Origin of the sequence: Kitasatospora sp. NPDC087314 (assembly GCF_044744365.1) — a bacterium.
In the GTDB taxonomy this organism is placed as follows: domain Bacteria; phylum Actinomycetota; class Actinomycetes; order Streptomycetales; family Streptomycetaceae; genus Kitasatospora.
This window is the reverse complement of record NZ_JBIUYE010000027.1, coordinates 1-16086: the sequence shown is the minus strand read 5'-3', so window position 1 is coordinate 16086 and position 16086 is coordinate 1. Positions and strand designations below refer to the sequence as shown.

The following is a 16086-nucleotide window of genomic DNA, read 5'->3' as shown; positions in this document are numbered from 1 at the left end:
GCAACGCCTTCCGGAACACTTCGACTGACGATTCGTCGGGATGGTGCTGATGGTACTCCGGAAGGCCGGTACGGCCGCCGCCGCTGCGGGAGTTGTGACGTTCGGGTTCCTCGGTCTGGTGTCAGTGGGGACGTTTGCGGCGAGTGGGGCGCCGCAGCAGTCCGCGAATCGCGTGGCGCTCTCACCGGGGACGGTCCCGGCGGCCTACCAGGCCCCGATCCAGCAGTGGGGAACGCTCTGCCCGGAGATCTCCCCGCCGATGCTCGCGGCGCAGCTGTACCAGGAAAGCGGTTTCGATCCGAAGGCCCAATCCGGCGTCGGGGCCCAGGGAATGGCGCAGTTCATGCCCGACACCTGGGCGTCGTACGGCACGGACGCCAATGGGGACGGCAAGAAGGACGTTTGGGACCCGCTGGACGCGATCGCCTCGGCGGCGACCTTCGACTGCGCGCTCGCGAAGGACGTCGCCAAGGTCCCGGGCGACCGGCAGGCCAACATGCTGGCCGCTTACAACGCCGGCCCGTACGCGGTGGCCAAGTACAGCGGGGTGCCGCCGTACAAGGAGACCCAGGGGTACGTGAGGAGCATTCAGGCGATGGCCCGCAGCTTCGCCGCGCCCACGGCGCCGGTGGAGGTGTCCGGGCAGTCGGCCGGGGCGATCTACTTCGCGCAGAGCAAGCTGGGGACGCCGTACCTGTGGGGCGGGGACGGACTGGCCTGGCAGAACGGCCGGTTCGACTGCTCCGGCCTGACCGTGGCCGCGTTCGCCAGCGTGGGCATCACCCTGCCCCGGGTGGCGAACGACCAGTGGTACGCCGGGCCGCACCCGTCGCGCGACCAGCTGCGGCCGGGCGACCTGGTGTTCTGGGCGACGGACCTGAACGATCCGCGCAGCATCCACCACGTCGGGATCTACGTCGGCGGCGGGTACATGATCAACGCGCCGCACACCGGCGCGGTGATCCGCTACGACAAGATCGACACCAAGGAGTACATCGGCGCGACCCGGGTCACCTCGGACGGCGCCCAGGCGCTGCCGAACCGCAACGCGGACGGCTCCGTCAGCGCCCCGAGCCGCCCGGGCACGACGGCACCGACCACCCCGGCGGACCCGAACGCCCTCGCGGCCCCGAACCCTCCCGCCACTGCCCCGGCGACCACCGCCGCCCCACCCGCGGCCGCCGCACCGCCCGCCCCGGCCGGTCCTGGCCCCGCCGGGGCGGGTCAGCCGGCGGCCAAGGGCTGAGCCGCCCGAAGCCCGAGGTGTGAGCGCCCTGTGGACGCTGAGTCAAGTTTCCATAACCGCGCGTTTCCGTGGAACGCTGTGCCCCGGCGATGACGTTGGTCCCGATGGCCCACCGTCAGCTTCCCGCGCCGGGAGGGGCCCGGCCGGAACGAACAGGTGCAGCGGACCAGAAGGAGGTGCGGCGTGTCGACGCCGCTTGCCGACACGACCAATCCCGACCTCGGCCTGCTCTACGCCGTCAACGGCCTGGCCAAGCGCTCCCCGCAGTGGCTGGACCACCTCGTCTCGTGGATCGGCGAGTACGGCATCCTGATCGGCCTGGCGATGCTCGGCCTGGTGGCCTGGCTGCAGGCCAGACGCCGCCCGGACGCGCCGGTGGCCGTCGCCGGGCTGCTCTGGGTGCCGCTCTCGGTCGCCATCGCCGAGCTGGCCAACCTGCCGATCGCCGCGATCGTGAACCGCCCGCGCCCGTTCGTCGACCACAGCGGGCTGCTGGTGCTGGTGGACGGCAAGGCCGGCACCCACTCCTTCGTCAGCGACCACTCGACCATGACGATGGGCGTGGCGGTGGCTCTGTTCCTGGTGAACCGGCGGCTCGGCTGGATCGCCGGGGGGCTGGCCCTGCTGCAGGGCTTCTGCCGGATGTTCATGGGCGTCCACTACCCGACCGACGTGATCGGCGGCTTCGCGCTCGCCGCCGCGGTCGTCCTGCTGCTGGCGCCGATCGCGATGGCGGTGCTGGTCCCGCTCTGCCACGCGCTGAGCCGGACCGCCGTCGCCCCGCTGATCCGGGCGCCGGAGCGCGGCGGCGCCGTCCCGCGCGGCCGACGCCGCGGGCGTGAGCGGCGGGCGGTGCGCTCCGAGGAGCAGCCGCCGGAGTCCGATCTGGCGGCGTGAGCCGCGCGGCTACCCCGGCCCGTCTCCGCCCTCGGCGAGGACGAGGGCGAGGTGGTCGTCCGCCTCCCTCCGGACCAGGTCGCGCGAGCGGCGGGCCGGTGAGTACCAGCCACAGCTACAGGTCGCGAAGGCGAAGGAACCGCGCTCGCTGATCGCGACACGGTGCTCGGGCATCCGGACGGTGCCGGGGGAGGCCGGCAGCTCACTGTGCACGTGGTTCACCGTAGCGCGCCGGACGCCGGGTGTGCGAAGCCGTCCGTGAGCCCCGGTCCGCGTAACCCTTGGCGCCTCAACTCGTTTGCCCGGAAAGAGCTCTGCCCACCTGGTGGTGTCGGCAGGGCAGTCGGGCCCGAGGGGGTTGTCGCGAGGATGAAGATGACCGACCAGCAGCGCACCGGGCGGCCGGGGCGCCGTCCGATGCCGCACCTGCGCTCGGCGGCCGGGGCCGCCCTGCTCGCCGCCGCCCTGGCGGGCCTGTCCGCCGGCTGCGCGGCCGGCTCCGGCGGCGGCTCCTCGGACCAGCAGTCGGGAGCCCCCGACCAGCTCGCCGCCGACCCGCTGACGGCGGTGCGCAACGCCGCCGACATCACCGGCCGCACCGGCTCCGCGCACGTCGCCACCGAGCTGCTCACCGAGTCGTCCGAGAAGAAGGCCGCCTTCACCGGGACGGGCGGCTACGACTACGTGAAGCGGATCGGCCGGCTGGAGGTCCAGGTGCCCCCGGGCGCGGCGACCACCGGGAAGATCGTCGAGGTGGTCCTGCCGGGCACCGTCTACCTGCAGAACAGCGGCGCCAAGGTACCCGAGGGCAAGTGGGTCAAGCTGGACGTGCGTCAGCTGCCGGACGGCAACCTGGTCAGCGGCGGCGCCACCGACCCGGCCACCGCGGCGGGCGCGCTGCGCGGGGCGCAGAAGGCGGACGCGGTCGGCACCGAGACCGTCGACGGGGTGTCGCTGCACCACTACCGCGGCACCCTGGACCTGGCCAAGGCGGCCGACGCGACCGGTGGCCGGGGCGGGGACGGCCTGCGGATGGGGGCCCAGACCTTCACCGTGAAGGAGGTCCCGTACGACGCCTGGCTGGACGACCAGGGCCGGCTGCACAAGGTGGTCGAGGTGTTCACCTTCGCCGGGGTGGCCGGCTCGAAGGAGGCCAAGGACCAGGTGAAGGTGACGTCGACCACCTCGCTGACGGACTTCGGCAAGCCGGTGGAGGCGGCCGAGCCGGCGGCCTCGGACATCTACGCGATGAAGCCCACGGAGAGCCCGAAGTAGGCCGCCGGGGCAGGGCTCCGGCGCCGGGGCGAAACGGGGCGCCGCCGAAGCGGGTGGCCGCCCGGGGAGCGGCGGTCACCCGTTTCGGCGGCGCCGAGATGGCCCGTCCGTGCCATGTGGACGGGCCCCGAAGTGCCTAGGCTGGACGTCGGGTGGCTGCCGCCCGGGCTGGCGAGGCGCTGAAGGGGTGGTGCAGGTGGTGTCGTCCACGGGTGGCCGCAGCGGCGGCCACGACGACGCGGCCCTCGACGAGATCGAGCTGGCCGGCGAGCTGATGATCGCCGCCACGGCCAGCATCGGCGACCGGCTGCCGACCGAGCGGATCGACGAGGTCCTGCTCGACCGGGCCGAGCCGGGGCAGGCCGAAGGGAAGAGCGGGCGGCCCGCCGACGACTGAGGCGTGCCCCGGGGCGTGCCTCAGCTGCGCAGCAGTCGGGCGATCGCAGCCGTGGCCTCCGCCACCTTGGCGTCGAGCTCGGCGCCACCCTCCTCGGCGGCGGCCGCGACGCAGTGCCGCAGGTGCTCCTCCAGCAGGGAGAGCGCGAAGGACTGCAGCGCCTTGGTGCCGGCCGACACCTGGGTGAGCACGTCGATGCAGTAGACGTCCTCGTCGACCATCCGCTGGAGGCCGCGGATCTGGCCCTCGATCCGGCGCAGCCGCTTGAGGTGGGCGTCCTTCTGCGCGCTGTAGCCGTGCGGGCCGTGGTGCCCGGCGGCCGCGGGGGCGGCGGGCGCGTCGGCGGACGGCTCGGTCCCGTGCGCGTGGTCCGGCTCGGTGCGCGCTTGCGTCGTGGTCATCGGCCCGCCTTCGTCTGGATGCCTGGTGGCTGCGTCGGCCACCAGTGTCCAACACCAGGGCCGTCCGTGGTGTTCCGATGGCCGACGCGGCATGTGCCGAAGGGCCTCGGACCGGCCCCCGCGCGGTTGAGCCGTCTGAGCGGCGCCCCCGTCTTCCGCAGGCCCGACGAGGACAATCCGGGCGAGGTTCCGTCAGACTGGGAGCTCCCGTCCGCACATGGGTGTGCGGTCCGGGTCAGCTGGTGCGGCAGCCGAACGGAAGGGGAGGCTCCTCCTCCACCGTCAGCACCCCGTTTGCGTGATTGCGCTTGGTTGCACCTAGCATCGTTCAGTCCCTACCCCGCACATCGGAGATTTCCGTGCGTTTTAGCCTGACCCCGAAGGAGACGAGCTTCTACGACATGTTCGCCGCCGCTGCGGACAACCTCGTCGTCGGTTCGAAACTCCTGCTGGAACTACTGGGATCAGACGTGTCGGCCCGCGCGGAGATCGTCGAGCGCATGCGCGCCGCCGAGCACGCTGGGGACGACACCACCCATGCCGTCTTCCACCAGCTGAACTCGTCCTTCATCACGCCCTTCGACCGTGAGGACATCTACAACCTCGCCTCGTCGCTGGACGACATCATGGACTTCATGGAGGAGGCCGTCGACCTGGTCGTCCTCTACGACATCCAGACGCTGCCGAAGGGGATCGAGCAGCAGATCGAGGTGCTGGCACGGGCCGCCGAGCTCACCGCCGAGGCGATGCCGAACCTGCGCAGCATGTCGAACCTCACCGAGTACTGGATCGAGGTCAACCGGCTGGAGAACCAGGCCGACCAGATCCACCGCAAGCTGCTCGCCCACCTGTTCTCCGGCCAGTACGACGCCATCGAGGTGCTCAAGCTCAAGCAGGTCGTGGACGTCCTTGAGGAGGCGGCGGACGCGTTCGAGCACGTCGCCAACACGGTGGAGACCATCGCCGTCAAGGAGTCCTGACCCTCGTGGACATGGCAGCACTCATCGCCGTCGTCGGCGTTGCGTTCTTCTTCACCTACACCAACGGCTTCCACGACTCGGCGAACGCGATCGCCACCTCGGTCTCCACCCGGGCGCTGACCCCCAGGGCCGCACTCGCGATGGCCGCGGTGATGAACCTGGCCGGCGCCTTCCTCGGCAGCGGCGTGGCACACACCGTCTCCCAGGGGATCATCGCGACCCCCAGCGGCAACCAGGGGATGGCGATCCTGTTCGCCGCCCTGGTCGGCGCGATCGCCTGGAACCTGGTCACCTGGTACTTCGGCCTGCCGTCCTCCTCCTCGCACGCGCTGTTCGGCGGCATGGTGGGCGCGGGCCTGGCCGGCGGCATCGAGGTGTTCTGGGGCGGGGTCCTCGACAAGATCGTCATTCCGATGATCGTCTCGCCGGTGGTCGGCCTGGTCGGCGGCTTCCTGGTGATGCTGGCGATCCTGTGGATCTTCCGCCGGGCCAACCCGCACCGCGCCAAGCGCAACTTCCGGGTCGCCCAGACCGCCTCGGCCGCCGCGATGGCGCTGGCGCACGGTCTGCAGGACGCGCAGAAGACCATGGGCATCGTGGTGATGGCACTCACCATCTCCGGCCACCACACCGGTGAGGGCATCCCGGTGTGGGTGAAGATCTCCTGCGCCACCATGCTCTCGCTGGGCACCTACGCGGGCGGCTGGCGGATCATGCGGACGCTCGGCCGCAAGATCATCGAGCTGGACCCGCCGCAGGGCTTCGCGTCCGAGGCCACCGCCGCGACGGTCATGTACGTCACGTCGTTCGTCTTCAAGGCGCCGATCTCCACCACCCACGTGATCACCGCGGCGATCATGGGCGCGGGGGCCACCAAGCGGATCCGCGCGGTGCGCTGGGGCGTCGCGAAGAACATCGTGCTCGGCTGGTTCATCACGATGCCGGCGGCCGCCATCGTCGCAGCGCTGGTGTACTGGTTCGTCCACCTGTTCTGGGGCTGACCGCCCCCGGACGTGAAACAGGGCCCGCCCCCACATCTCGGGGGCGGGCCCTTCTTCATGCTCCACGGCGGCACCGCCATGCAGCACCGCGGAGCAGTCTGTGTCTCGCCGTTCGCCTCCGGACGCTCCGGTCCGGGGCTCGTGACGGGGCCGGCCTAGCCGAAGCGGCCGGAGATGTAGTCCTCGGTCGCCTGGACCGACGGGTTGGAGAAGATCCGCTGGGTGTCGTCCAGCTCGACCAGCTTGCCCGGCTGGCCGACGCCGGCCAGGTTGAAGAAGGCGGTGCGGTCGCTGACGCGGGCCGCCTGCTGCATGTTGTGGGTCACGATGACGATGGTGAACTGCGACTTCAGCTCGCCGATCAGGTCCTCGATCGCGAGGGTCGAGATCGGGTCGAGCGCGGAGCAGGGCTCGTCCATCAGCAGGACCTGCGGCTCGACCGCGATGGCGCGGGCGATGCACAGTCGCTGCTGCTGGCCGCCGGAGAGGCCGGCGCCCGGCTTGTTCAGCCGGTCCTTGACCTCGTTCCACAGGTTGGCGCCCTGGAGGGACTTCTCCACCACGCCGTCCAGGAGGGACTTCTTGCGCACACCCGCGAGCTTCAGCCCGGCGACCACGTTGTCGTAGATCGACATGGTCGGGAACGGGTTCGGGCGTTGGAAGACCATGCCGACCGAACGGCGGACGGCGACCGGGTCGACGCTGGCGCCGTACAGGTTCTCGTCGTCCAGGAGCACCTTGCCCTCGACGCGGGCACCGGGGATCACCTCGTGCATCCGGTTGAGGGTGCGCAGGAAGGTCGACTTGCCGCAGCCGGAGGGGCCGATGAAGGCCGTCACCGAGCGGGGCTCGATGCTCATCGAGATGTCCTCGATGGCCTTGGTGGTGCCGTAGAAGGCGGACAGTCCGCTGACGTCGATGCGCTTGGCCATGATCGTTCTTCTCTCGCCTGCGGCGGAGCCGCTAATGAATTCTGGTTCGTACGTCAGTCGGGCGCTCAGTGTCCGCCCTTGGGCGAGCGCCAGCGTGCGATGCCCCGGGCGATGAGGTTGAGCCCCATCACGAAGGCGATCAGCACCAGCGCGGCGCCCCAGGCGCGGGCGTAGCCGAAGTCGTTGTTGACCATCGAGTACTGCTGCCAGATGTACATCGGCAGGGACTGCTGCGGTCCGTCGAACGGGTTGGTGTTGATGTAGTCGGCACCGAACACCAGCATCATCACCGGGGCGGTCTCGCCCGTGATGCGGGCGACCGAGAGCATCACACCGGTGGTGATGCCGCCGATCGCGGTGGGGATGACGATCCGCAGGATGGTCTTCCACTTCGGCACGCCGAGCGCGTACGAAGCCTCGCGCAGCTCGTTCGGGACGAGCTTGAGCATCTCCTCGGTCGAGCGGACCACGACCGGCATCATCAGGATCGCCAGCGCGAGGCTGCCCGAGAAACCGGAGTAGTTGAAGCCGAGGACGAGGTTCCAGAGCGAGAGGATGAACAGACCGGCGACGATCGACGGGACACCCGTCATGACGTCGACGAAGAAGGTGACCACCTTGGCGAGCGTGCCGCGGCCGTACTCGACCAGGTAGACGGCGGTCAGCAGACCGATCGGGGCGGCCATCGCGGTGGCCAGGCCGACCTGCTCCAGCGTGCCGATCAGCGCGTGGTAGATGCCGCCGCCGGGGCCGGAGGTGCGGATGCCCTTCATGGAGTGGGACAGGAAGTTCCCGTCCACCACGCTGGCGCCCTGCTGGACGGTGTAGAAGGTCAGCGCCGCGAGCGGCACCACGGCCAGGATGAAGGCGACCCAGACCACCGAGGTGGCGAGCCGGTCCTTGGCCTGGCGGCGACCCTCGACCTGGGCCGAGAGCACGTAGCTGATCACCACGAACAGGACGGCGGAGATCAGGCCCCACTGCAGGTGGCTGGCCAGTCCGCCGATCGCGCCGAGCGCGCAGCCGAGCGCGATGGAGCCGCCGGCGACGGCGGCCGGGGCCCACTTGGGCAGCCGGTTCGCGGTGAGCGGACGGTTGATCAGGCGGGCGTCCGCCGGAACCGAGGTCGTAGCAGTGCTCATGCGTTGGCCCCCGAGTACTCCTTGCGGCGGGCGACGATCAGCCGCGCGGCACCGTTCACCAGCAGGGTGATCACGAACAGGACGAGGCCGGAGGCCATCAACGCGTCCCGGCCGAAGGGCTGGGCCTCGTTGAACTTCAGCGCGATGTTCTGCGCGAAGGTACCGCCGCCCGGGTCGAGCAGGTGCAGCGACAGGACGTTGTTGGACGAGAGCACGATCGCCACCGCGATGGTCTCGCCGAGCGCGCGGCCGAGGCCGAGCATCGAGGCCGAGATGATGCCGGGACGGCCGAACGGCAGCACCGCGGTGCGGATCATCTCCCAGCGGGTCGCGCCGAGCGCGAGCGCCGCCTCCTCGTGCATCCGCGGCACCTGCCGGAAGACCTCGCGGCTGACCGCGGTGATGATCGGCAGGATCATGATGGCCAGCAGGATGCCGACGGTGAACAGGTTGCGCGGCGTGGTGCCGGCCCGCGACTGGTCGAAGATGTACGTCCAACCGAGGTAGTCGTTCAGCCAGCTGGTCAGCCCGTCCAGGTGCGGCACCAGGAACAGCGCGCCCCAGAGGCCGTACACGACGCTGGGGACGGCCGCGAGCAGGTCCACCAGGTAGGCGAACGGCTGGGCGATCCTGCGCGGCGCGTAGTGCGAGATGAACAGCGCGATCCCGATGGCCACCGGGACGGCGATCGCCATCGCGATCAACGCGCTGACGATGGTGCCGAACGCGAGGACCGCGATGCCGAAGACCGGCTTCGGGGCGTCCGGCGTCCACTCGAAGGTGGTGAGGAAGTTGCCCTCGTTCTTGCTCAGGGCGATGCCCGAGCGCCAGGTCAGGAAGCCCGCGATGGCGGCCATGATGACCAGCAGCAGGATGCCCGACCCACGAGCGGCGTTCATGAAGATCTTGTCGCCGACCCGGCTGTCACGCTTGCGGCGTTCCCTGCCTCGCGGGGCGGCAGGGGAGGATGAAGTCATTGGTCTACTCCGGTCTGGTGGTGCTGCCCCGAGGGGGCGGCACCCTGGCGGCGGTGCCCCGGACGTGCTTTCTCGTCACTGCTTCCCGGTGGGGGCGGCCCCGGCCCCCCTCGTTCACGGGGCCGCCCCACCGGGAGGTCCTACTGGATCAGGCCAGCGTCGGGATGATGGCGTTGACCTTGTCCGTCAGCTCCTTGGGGAGCGGGACGTAGCCCGTGTCGCCGATGGCCTTCTGGCCGGCGTCGCTGGCGGCGTAGGTCAGGAAGGCCTTCACGGTGTCGAGGGTGTCGGTCTTGTTGCCCTTGTCGCAGACGATCTCGTAGGTGACCAGGACCAGCGGGTACGAGCCCTCGTCCTTGGTCGCGTAGTCGAGGGTCAGCGCCAGGTCGCTGCCGGTGCCGGCGACCTTCGCCTTGGCGAAGGTGTTGGCGGCGTTGGCGGCGGTGGCCTCGACCGGCTTGGCGGCGCCGGTGTTGATGGCGGCGCTCTTCAGGTTGTTGGTCTGCGCGTAGGAGAGCTCGGCGTAGCTGATCGAGTTCTTGACCTGCTTCACCTGGGCCGAGACACCGGCGGACTCCTTGGCCGACTGGCCGCCCTTGCCCGCCCAGGCCTTGGCGGCCGGGTAGCTCCAGGCGCCGCCGGAGGTCTTGGCGAAGTACTTGGTCAGGTTCTCCGTGGTGCCGGAGTCGTCCGAGCGGTGGAAGGCCTGGATGTCGGCGTCCGGCAGCTTGGCGCCCGGGTTCAGGGCGACGATCGCCGGGTCGTTCCACTTGGTGATCTGCGAGTCGAAGATCTTGGCGGCGGTCGGGCCGTCCAGGACCAGGTTGTCGACACCGTCGATGTTGTAGATCAGCGAGATCAGGCCGCCGACCATCGGCAGGTCGATGCCCTGGCCGCCGGTGCAGACCTTCTTGCTGTCCTCGACCTCGGCCGGCTTCAGGGCCGAGTCCGAACCCGCGAACTGGACCTTGCCCTGGTTGAACTGCTGGACACCCGTGCCCGAGCCGCCGCCACCGTAGTTGATCGTGCTGCCGGAGCAGGCGGCGCCGAAGTTGGTCTTCCAGACGTCCATCGCGTTGCCCTGGGCGGTGGAGCCCGAGGCGAGCAGCGTGCCCGCCTTGCCACAGTTGATCGCCGCGGCCGACGAGCCGCCGCTGGAACCACCGGACGCCTTGGTGTCGTTGTTGTTGTCCGAGCCGCAGGCGGCGAGCGACAGCGAGCTGACGAGCGCCATGGCACCGATGGCGAGGGCCTTGGAGCGGCCGTTCCGCTGGAGCTTCACTGGGGTGTCCCTTTCTGTGGCATTGCCCGTCGCGCGGGCCGTACGAGGACGGCGGAGCGCGGGTTTTGCTGTGGTCCGGGGCCCGTTCGGCCCTCCGGTAAACCCGAAGTTAGGCCGGGTAGGTGACACGACAGCCGGTCGCAAGTGAACGGGGAGTGAACCTCGAACGGATGACAGGAAACTACGTCAGGTAGTAACGGTTGCGTCACGGCAAGGGCGCGACGTGATCACTTCCACCGTCCCTTCGCCGATGGCAGGTCGTCCGCCCGTACGGGCTTCGCACCCAGCATCACCAGCAGGGCGTCGACCAGCAACCGGTCGCGGTCGTGCGTCAGCCGGGCGCGGGCCTTTCCGGCGGGCAACCACTCCAACCGGTCCACCTCGCGGTTCGGCCGGAACGCCCCGCTCGACGGCACCGCCGCCCAGTAGCGCACCTCCTTCGGCCGCCCCTGCGCCAGGTAGTGCTGGGTCGGCAGCTCCGGACCGAGCAGGCAGGAGAACCCGGTCTCCTCGCGCACCTCGCGCAGCGCCGCCGCGACCACGCCCTCCCCCGGATCGAGCTTGCCCTTCGGCAGGCTCCAGTCGTCGTACTTGGGCCGGTGGATCACCGCGATCCGCGGCCGCCCCAGTCGGCCGCTCTTCTTCGGCCGGCCCGGCAGCCACAGCACCGCGCCGGCCGCCAGGACCACCGGGGCACGCCCCGCCCCGGTCGCGGTTGCCTCCGCTCCCGGCCCGGTGCTCGGACGATCGCGCAACTCAGGCCGTCCGTGGTGCGGGGGAATGCCCCCAGCCCTCGGCAGCGGGGAGGTCCAGCCAGCCGTCCAGGCCGGGCGGGAGGTCGGGCCACCGGCGGCCGAAGGCGTACCGCGCCGCCTCCACCTCCAGTCGCTGATCAGCGTGCACCACGCCCAACACGTACGCGGTCGCCGGGGTGATCCGCGGAGTCCGCGCCGCGGTGGCCACCGTGACCGCGGCGTCCGCCGCCTCCTGGTGCCGGCCCAGCACCCCGTCCAGCTCGTCCAGCTCGGCGGAGGTGCGGCCGCAGACCTCCAGCGCGTACCGGGCCCGCTTCACCAGGATCCGCATCCGGGCCCACGGCGCGTCGTCGGCCGCCAGCGCCGTGTCCGCGTCCACCGCGCCGCGCGCCGCCGGAACGGCGCCCAGCCGGCGCAGCCCGTCCCCGCCGTACGGGGTGGCGGCCCGCCGCAGCGGCAGCTGCTGGGCGCTCGCGGACAGCACCGCGACCGCGGCGGCCGCCTGCGGCAGCAGCACCGCCGGCGCCCGGCCGCCCGCCGCCTCCAGCAGCGGTGCCTCGCCGACCAGCAGCGTCATCCGGTCCGCCAGCGCGTGCAGCCGGGCCGACCGGAGCTCCTGGAGCACCGAGGAGTGCGCCCTGGTCCGGGCCAGGGTCAGCTGCCGGTCCAGCAGCGCCCGCGCCTTGGGCGCCCCGGTGTGCCCGGCCAGCATGCCCGTCCCGTCCGGGTCGCTGCCGCTCAGCGAGTCCAGCGCGCCCAGCAGCCGGGCCGAGCGGCGGACGTACCCGGGCTCCAGCGCCAACAGGTTGAGCAGCCAGCGCAGTTCGGTGCGCGACTCCTGCGCCCAGGCCTGCTCGAAGACGGAACCGAAGGTGTGCAGCAGCCCGCCGATCCGCCGGACCGTCCCCAGCAGGTCGGCGGTACCGGCCGCCGGAACGACCGCGGCCGTCCCCGGTCTGGCGCCGACCTCGCCCACCGCCAGCGGCAGGGCACGAAGGAACGCGCCGGCCTGGGCGGTGAGATGGCTGGAGAGGATGTCCCCGGCGGTCGCTGTGGCAGCCGCCTGGGCCGTCATCGGCGCATCGGTCATGGCGTGGTAGATCCCCGTTCCCCCGGGTTCGTCCCCCCGGGGCTGGTGGCCGACCGCTGGAACCGGTCCCCTGCGGTTCCAGCGGCTCGCATCAGTGGTCGCGTCAGCGCGAGGCGGCGGCCCGGCGGCGCTGGCGCGAGTCGATCAGCAGATCCTGGACGTGCCGCAACGGCCTGCCCTCGGTGTCCTGCGAGTGGCGGGCCCACGCACCGTCCGGCCCGAGGTGCCAGGACTCGCTCTCGTCCGACATCCCGAGGTCGATCAGCCCGGACAGCTCGGCCCGGTGCGCCGGATCGGTGATCCGCAGCAGCGCCTCGATCCGGCGGTCCAGGTTGCGGTGCATCATGTCGGCGCTGCCGATCCAGACCTCCGGATCGCCGTTGTTGCCGAACACGAAGATCCGGGAGTGCTCCAGGAAGCGGCCCAGTATGCTGCGCACCCGGATGTTCTCGCTCAGCCCCGGCACACCCGGCCGGATCGCGCAGATCCCGCGCACCCAGACGTCCACCGGCACGCCGGCCTGCGACGCCCGGTACAGCGCGTCGATCACGGCCTCGTCGACGATCGAGTTGACCTTGAGCTTCACGTACGCCGGTCGGCCGGCCCGGTGGTGGGCGATCTCGTTGTGGATCCGGGAGATCAGCCCGTCGCGCAGACCGCGCGGGGCGGTCAGCAGGCGGCGGTAGGACTCGCGGCGCGAGTAACCGGACAGCCGGTTGAACAGGTCCGAGAGGTCGGCCCCGACCTGCGGGTCCGAGGTCAGCAGCCCCAGGTCCTCGTACAGCCGGGCGGTCTTCGGGTGGTAGTTGCCAGTGCCCACGTGCGAGTAGCGGCGCAGGGTGTCGCCCTCCTGGCGGACCACCAGCGACAGCTTGCAGTGCGTCTTCAGCCCGACCAGGCCGTAGACCACGTGGCAGCCGGCCTCCTCCAGCTTGCGGGCCCACTTGATGTTGGCCTGCTCGTCGAAGCGCGCCTTGATCTCCACCAGGACCAGCACCTGCTTGCCCGACTCCGCCGCGTCGATCAGCGCGTCCACGATCGGCGAGTCGCCCGAGGTGCGGTACAGCGTCTGCTTGATCGCCAGGACGTCCGGGTCGGCGGCGGCCTGTTCCAGGAAGGCCTGCACCGAGGTGGAGAAGCTGTCGTACGGGTGGTGCAGCAGGACGTCCCGCTCGCGCATCGCGGCGAAGATGTCCGGCTGGGACGCCGACTCGACGTCGGTCAGCCCGCGGGCGGTGCCGGCCACGAACTTCGGGTACTTCAGCTCCGGGCGGTCCAGCTCGGCGATCCCGAACAGGCCGGTCAGGTCGAGCGGCCCGGGCAGCGGGAAGACCTCCGCCTCGGTGATGTTCAGCTCCCGCACCAGCAGGTCCAGGATGTAGGGGTCGATCGACTCCTCGACCTCCAGCCGCACCGGCGGGCCGAAGCGCCGCCGCATCAGCTCCTTCTCCAGGGCCTTGAGGATGTTCTCGGTGTCGTCCTCCTCCACCTCCAGGTCCTCGTTGCGGGTCACCCGGAAGGCGTGGTGGGCGAGCACCTCCATGCCCGGGAACAGCTCCTCCAGGTGCGCGCCCATCACGTCCTCCAGCGGGACGTAACGCTGCGGCGAGGCCTCCAGGAAGCGGGCCAGCGACTGCGGCACCTTCACCCGGGCGAAGTGCTTGTGGCCCGACACCGGGTTGCGCACCACGACGGCCAGGTTGAGCGAGAGTCCCGATATGTACGGGAAGGGGTGCGCCGGGTCGACCGCCAGCGGGGTGAGGACCGGGAAGATCTTCTGCCGGAACAGGGTGTGCAGCCGGGCCTGCTCCTTCTCGGCCAGCTCCGGCCAGCGGACCACCTCGATGCCCTCGGTCGCGAGGTCCGGCAGTACCTCCTGCTGGAAGGCGGCGGCGTGCCGCGCCATCAGCTCGCGCGAGCGGGTCCAGATCAGGTCCAGCACCTCGCGCGGCTGCAGGCCGGACGCGCTGCGCTGGGCGACGCCCGTGGCGATCCGACGCTTCAGGCCGGCCACCCGGACCATGAAGAACTCGTCCAGGTTGCTCGCGAAGATCGCGAGGAACTTGGCCCGCTCCAGCAGCGGGATGCCCGGGTCCTCGGCCAGCTCCAGGACCCGCTCGTTGAAGGCGAGCCAGCTGCGCTCGCGATCGAGGAAGCGGCCCTGCGGCAGCGCGTCGAACTCCTGCTCGTCCTCGGCCGGCAGCTCTGGCGGTATCCCCAGCGCACTGGACATCCGGGCCGGCGGGGAAAGCGGGGCAGAGACGGGGCGGGGGATGCTCATGGGCTCCAGCTCCTCCAGCAGCAGGACGGCGTCCGGACGCGAATGGCTCTGCGAGCCGTCGTTCTCGCCCACGGCCAGCGCCCACCCGCCGGGCGCGGTCCGTACAGGGTCGGCCGGCACGTGGCGGTCGACTCTGCACGAGCGAGACACTACGGACTTCATCCTGTGATCTTCGCGGCAGCAATTGAATCCACGGTAAACACCGCATGGCCAGGAGGAAAGCTGAGTCGGTCGGGGCAAGGGACGGGGCCGTCCGACCCCTTGCCCCGGACCACCTGGTGCGGCTAAGCCGTCCGGTCCGTTCGGCCTGTCTGACTCGTCTAGCCCGCTTGGCCCGGCCGGCCTTCGCGGTACTGGACTCGGTACATGAGGTCCACCTCGTGGATGGTGAACCCCAGTCGTTCATATACCCGCACAGCGGCCGGATTGTCGGCGTCGACGTAGAGCAGGACCGTCTCAAGTCCGCGCTCGCCCACGCCCGAACCGGTCAGATGGCGCAGACCCGCGGCGGTCAGCGCGCGGCCGAGGCCGCTGCCCTGCTCCGCCGGGTCCACCCCGACGACGTACACCTCTCCGAGGGCCGGCTCGGTGGCGTCGGCCGGGTGCACCTTGGTCCAGTGGAAACCGACCACCTTGCCGTTTCGGGTGGCGAGGAAGAAGCCGGCCGGGTCGAACCACGGCTCGGCCAGCCGCTCGGCCAGGTCACGCTCCGTCCAGGCGCCCTGCTCCGGGTGGTGGGCGAAGGCCAGCGCGTTCAGCCGCAGCCACTCGGCGTCGTCCTCGCCGGGACGGAAGGTGCGGAGCTCGACGCCCTCCGGGACGGCGACGGCCTCGGTCTGCGGCCCGGTGCGACGCATCTGCCGCAGCTCGCGGACCAGCTCGGCCCCGTATCGCCCGGCCAGGTGCCGGGCCGCCGGGTGACCGCCGTGCACCCAGAAGTCCACCGCATCGCGGCCCGCCCGGTGGGCCTCCGCGAGCACCGCGTCCACCAGCGGCCGGGCCAGGCCGCGCCCACGGGCGGCCGGGTCGACCACCAACTCGGCGGCGGGGTTGGCGGACGGCGCCTCCGGGACTTCGAGCTGGCCGTAGCCGACGACGGAGGCGCCGGCCTGCTCGCTCTCGATCTCGATGAGATGGCTGACACCCGGGCGCGACGTCTCCGAGGAACGCAGCCGGAGCCGGCCCTGCTCGGACACGGCAGCCCGACCGTCCACCGCCTGGGCGTCCGCCAGAACGCGCAGGGCGCCGTCGCGCTGCTCGGGGCGGAGCACACTGTTCGCAATGACCGCTGTCTGATCGTCCATGCCCCGACGATACGTCACCGGAAATGCGAAAAACCCCCATCCGGTTTCCCGGATGGGGGTTCTTCTGAATGATTGTTCGGCGGCGTCCTACTCTCCCACAGGGTCCCCCCTGCAGTACCATCGGCG

At 71.1% G+C, this 16086-nt stretch carries 16 protein-coding genes; 6 read left to right on the top strand and 10 right to left on the bottom strand.

Features of this window, described 5'->3' with window-relative positions; genetic code table 11:
* Positions 1-49: 49 nt before the first annotated feature.
* Both ACIO5E_RS38075 and ACIO5E_RS38070 read left to right on the top strand, forming a co-directional pair.
* Positions 50-1246, top strand: a complete 1197-nt coding sequence (locus ACIO5E_RS38075; RefSeq protein WP_400676860.1) for an NlpC/P60 family protein — start codon at positions 50-52, stop codon at positions 1244-1246.
* A gap of 183 nt (positions 1247-1429) precedes the next feature.
* Entirely contained in the window at positions 1430-2143 is a 714-nt protein-coding gene (locus ACIO5E_RS38070; protein WP_400676859.1) for a phosphatase PAP2 family protein, read from the top strand.
* A 9-nt stretch (positions 2144-2152) separates the two neighbouring features.
* On the opposite strand, the gene ACIO5E_RS38065 is transcribed toward ACIO5E_RS38070, so the two are convergent.
* Positions 2153-2356 carry a hypothetical protein gene (locus ACIO5E_RS38065; RefSeq protein WP_400676856.1) on the bottom strand — a complete coding sequence of 68 codons (204 nt, stop codon included), beginning with the start codon at positions 2354-2356 and terminating at the stop codon, positions 2153-2155.
* A 162-nt stretch (positions 2357-2518) separates the two neighbouring features.
* On the opposite strand from ACIO5E_RS38065, the gene ACIO5E_RS38060 reads away from it, so the two are divergent.
* On the top strand, positions 2519-3418 hold the full coding sequence (locus ACIO5E_RS38060) for a hypothetical protein (RefSeq protein ID WP_400676853.1): 900 nt from the start codon (positions 2519-2521) through the stop codon (positions 3416-3418).
* A 196-nt stretch (positions 3419-3614) separates the two neighbouring features.
* Positions 3615-3815 (top strand): hypothetical protein, encoded by a 201-nt coding sequence (locus ACIO5E_RS38055; RefSeq protein WP_400676850.1) that lies wholly within the window; start codon positions 3615-3617, stop codon positions 3813-3815.
* Positions 3816-3835: 20 nt separating this feature from the next.
* On the opposite strand, the gene ACIO5E_RS38050 is transcribed toward ACIO5E_RS38055, so the two are convergent.
* Complete coding sequence (locus ACIO5E_RS38050; protein WP_400676848.1) at positions 3836-4216, bottom strand: metal-sensitive transcriptional regulator; 381 nt, start codon at positions 4214-4216, stop codon at positions 3836-3838.
* 359 nt (positions 4217-4575) lie between these two features.
* Here ACIO5E_RS38050 and ACIO5E_RS38045 point away from each other — a divergent pair, with 359 nt between their 5' ends.
* Entirely contained in the window at positions 4576-5196 is a 621-nt protein-coding gene (locus ACIO5E_RS38045) for a DUF47 domain-containing protein (RefSeq protein WP_280685426.1), read from the top strand.
* Positions 5197-5201: 5 nt separating this feature from the next.
* Positions 5202-6197 (top strand): anion permease, encoded by a 996-nt coding sequence (locus tag ACIO5E_RS38040; protein WP_400676846.1) that lies wholly within the window; start codon positions 5202-5204, stop codon positions 6195-6197.
* A gap of 155 nt (positions 6198-6352) precedes the next feature.
* Here ACIO5E_RS38040 and pstB read toward each other — a convergent pair whose 3' ends face one another.
* The 8 genes from pstB to mshD all read right to left on the bottom strand — a co-directional run bounded on the left by pstB (position 6353) and on the right by mshD (position 15960).
* Positions 6353-7129 carry a phosphate ABC transporter ATP-binding protein PstB gene (pstB, locus tag ACIO5E_RS38035; protein ID WP_280685424.1) on the bottom strand — a complete coding sequence of 259 codons (777 nt, stop codon included), beginning with the start codon at positions 7127-7129 and terminating at the stop codon, positions 6353-6355.
* A gap of 65 nt (positions 7130-7194) precedes the next feature.
* The gene (gene pstA / locus ACIO5E_RS38030; RefSeq protein ID WP_400676843.1) at positions 7195-8271 is read right to left on the bottom strand and encodes a phosphate ABC transporter permease PstA; all 1077 of its coding nucleotides are present in this window, start codon (positions 8269-8271) and stop codon (positions 7195-7197) included.
* Entirely contained in the window at positions 8268-9248 is a 981-nt protein-coding gene (gene pstC / locus ACIO5E_RS38025; protein ID WP_400676841.1) for a phosphate ABC transporter permease subunit PstC, read from the bottom strand. Before pstC ends, pstA begins: the two co-directional genes overlap by 4 nt.
* Positions 9249-9396: 148 nt before the next feature.
* The gene (pstS, locus tag ACIO5E_RS38020; protein ID WP_400676839.1) at positions 9397-10530 is read right to left on the bottom strand and encodes a phosphate ABC transporter substrate-binding protein PstS; all 1134 of its coding nucleotides are present in this window, start codon (positions 10528-10530) and stop codon (positions 9397-9399) included.
* Between the two features lie 227 nt (positions 10531-10757).
* Positions 10758-11285 carry an NUDIX hydrolase gene (locus tag ACIO5E_RS38015; protein WP_400676837.1) on the bottom strand — a complete coding sequence of 176 codons (528 nt, stop codon included), beginning with the start codon at positions 11283-11285 and terminating at the stop codon, positions 10758-10760.
* 1 nt (position 11286) lies between these two features.
* Entirely contained in the window at positions 11287-12375 is a 1089-nt protein-coding gene (locus tag ACIO5E_RS38010) for a CHAD domain-containing protein (RefSeq protein WP_400676835.1), read from the bottom strand.
* A gap of 103 nt (positions 12376-12478) precedes the next feature.
* On the bottom strand, positions 12479-14656 hold the full coding sequence (locus tag ACIO5E_RS38005; protein WP_400676964.1) for an RNA degradosome polyphosphate kinase: 2178 nt from the start codon (positions 14654-14656) through the stop codon (positions 12479-12481).
* A gap of 320 nt (positions 14657-14976) precedes the next feature.
* Entirely contained in the window at positions 14977-15960 is a 984-nt protein-coding gene (gene mshD / locus ACIO5E_RS38000) for a mycothiol synthase (RefSeq protein WP_400676833.1), read from the bottom strand.
* Positions 15961-16086 lie beyond the last annotated feature (126 nt).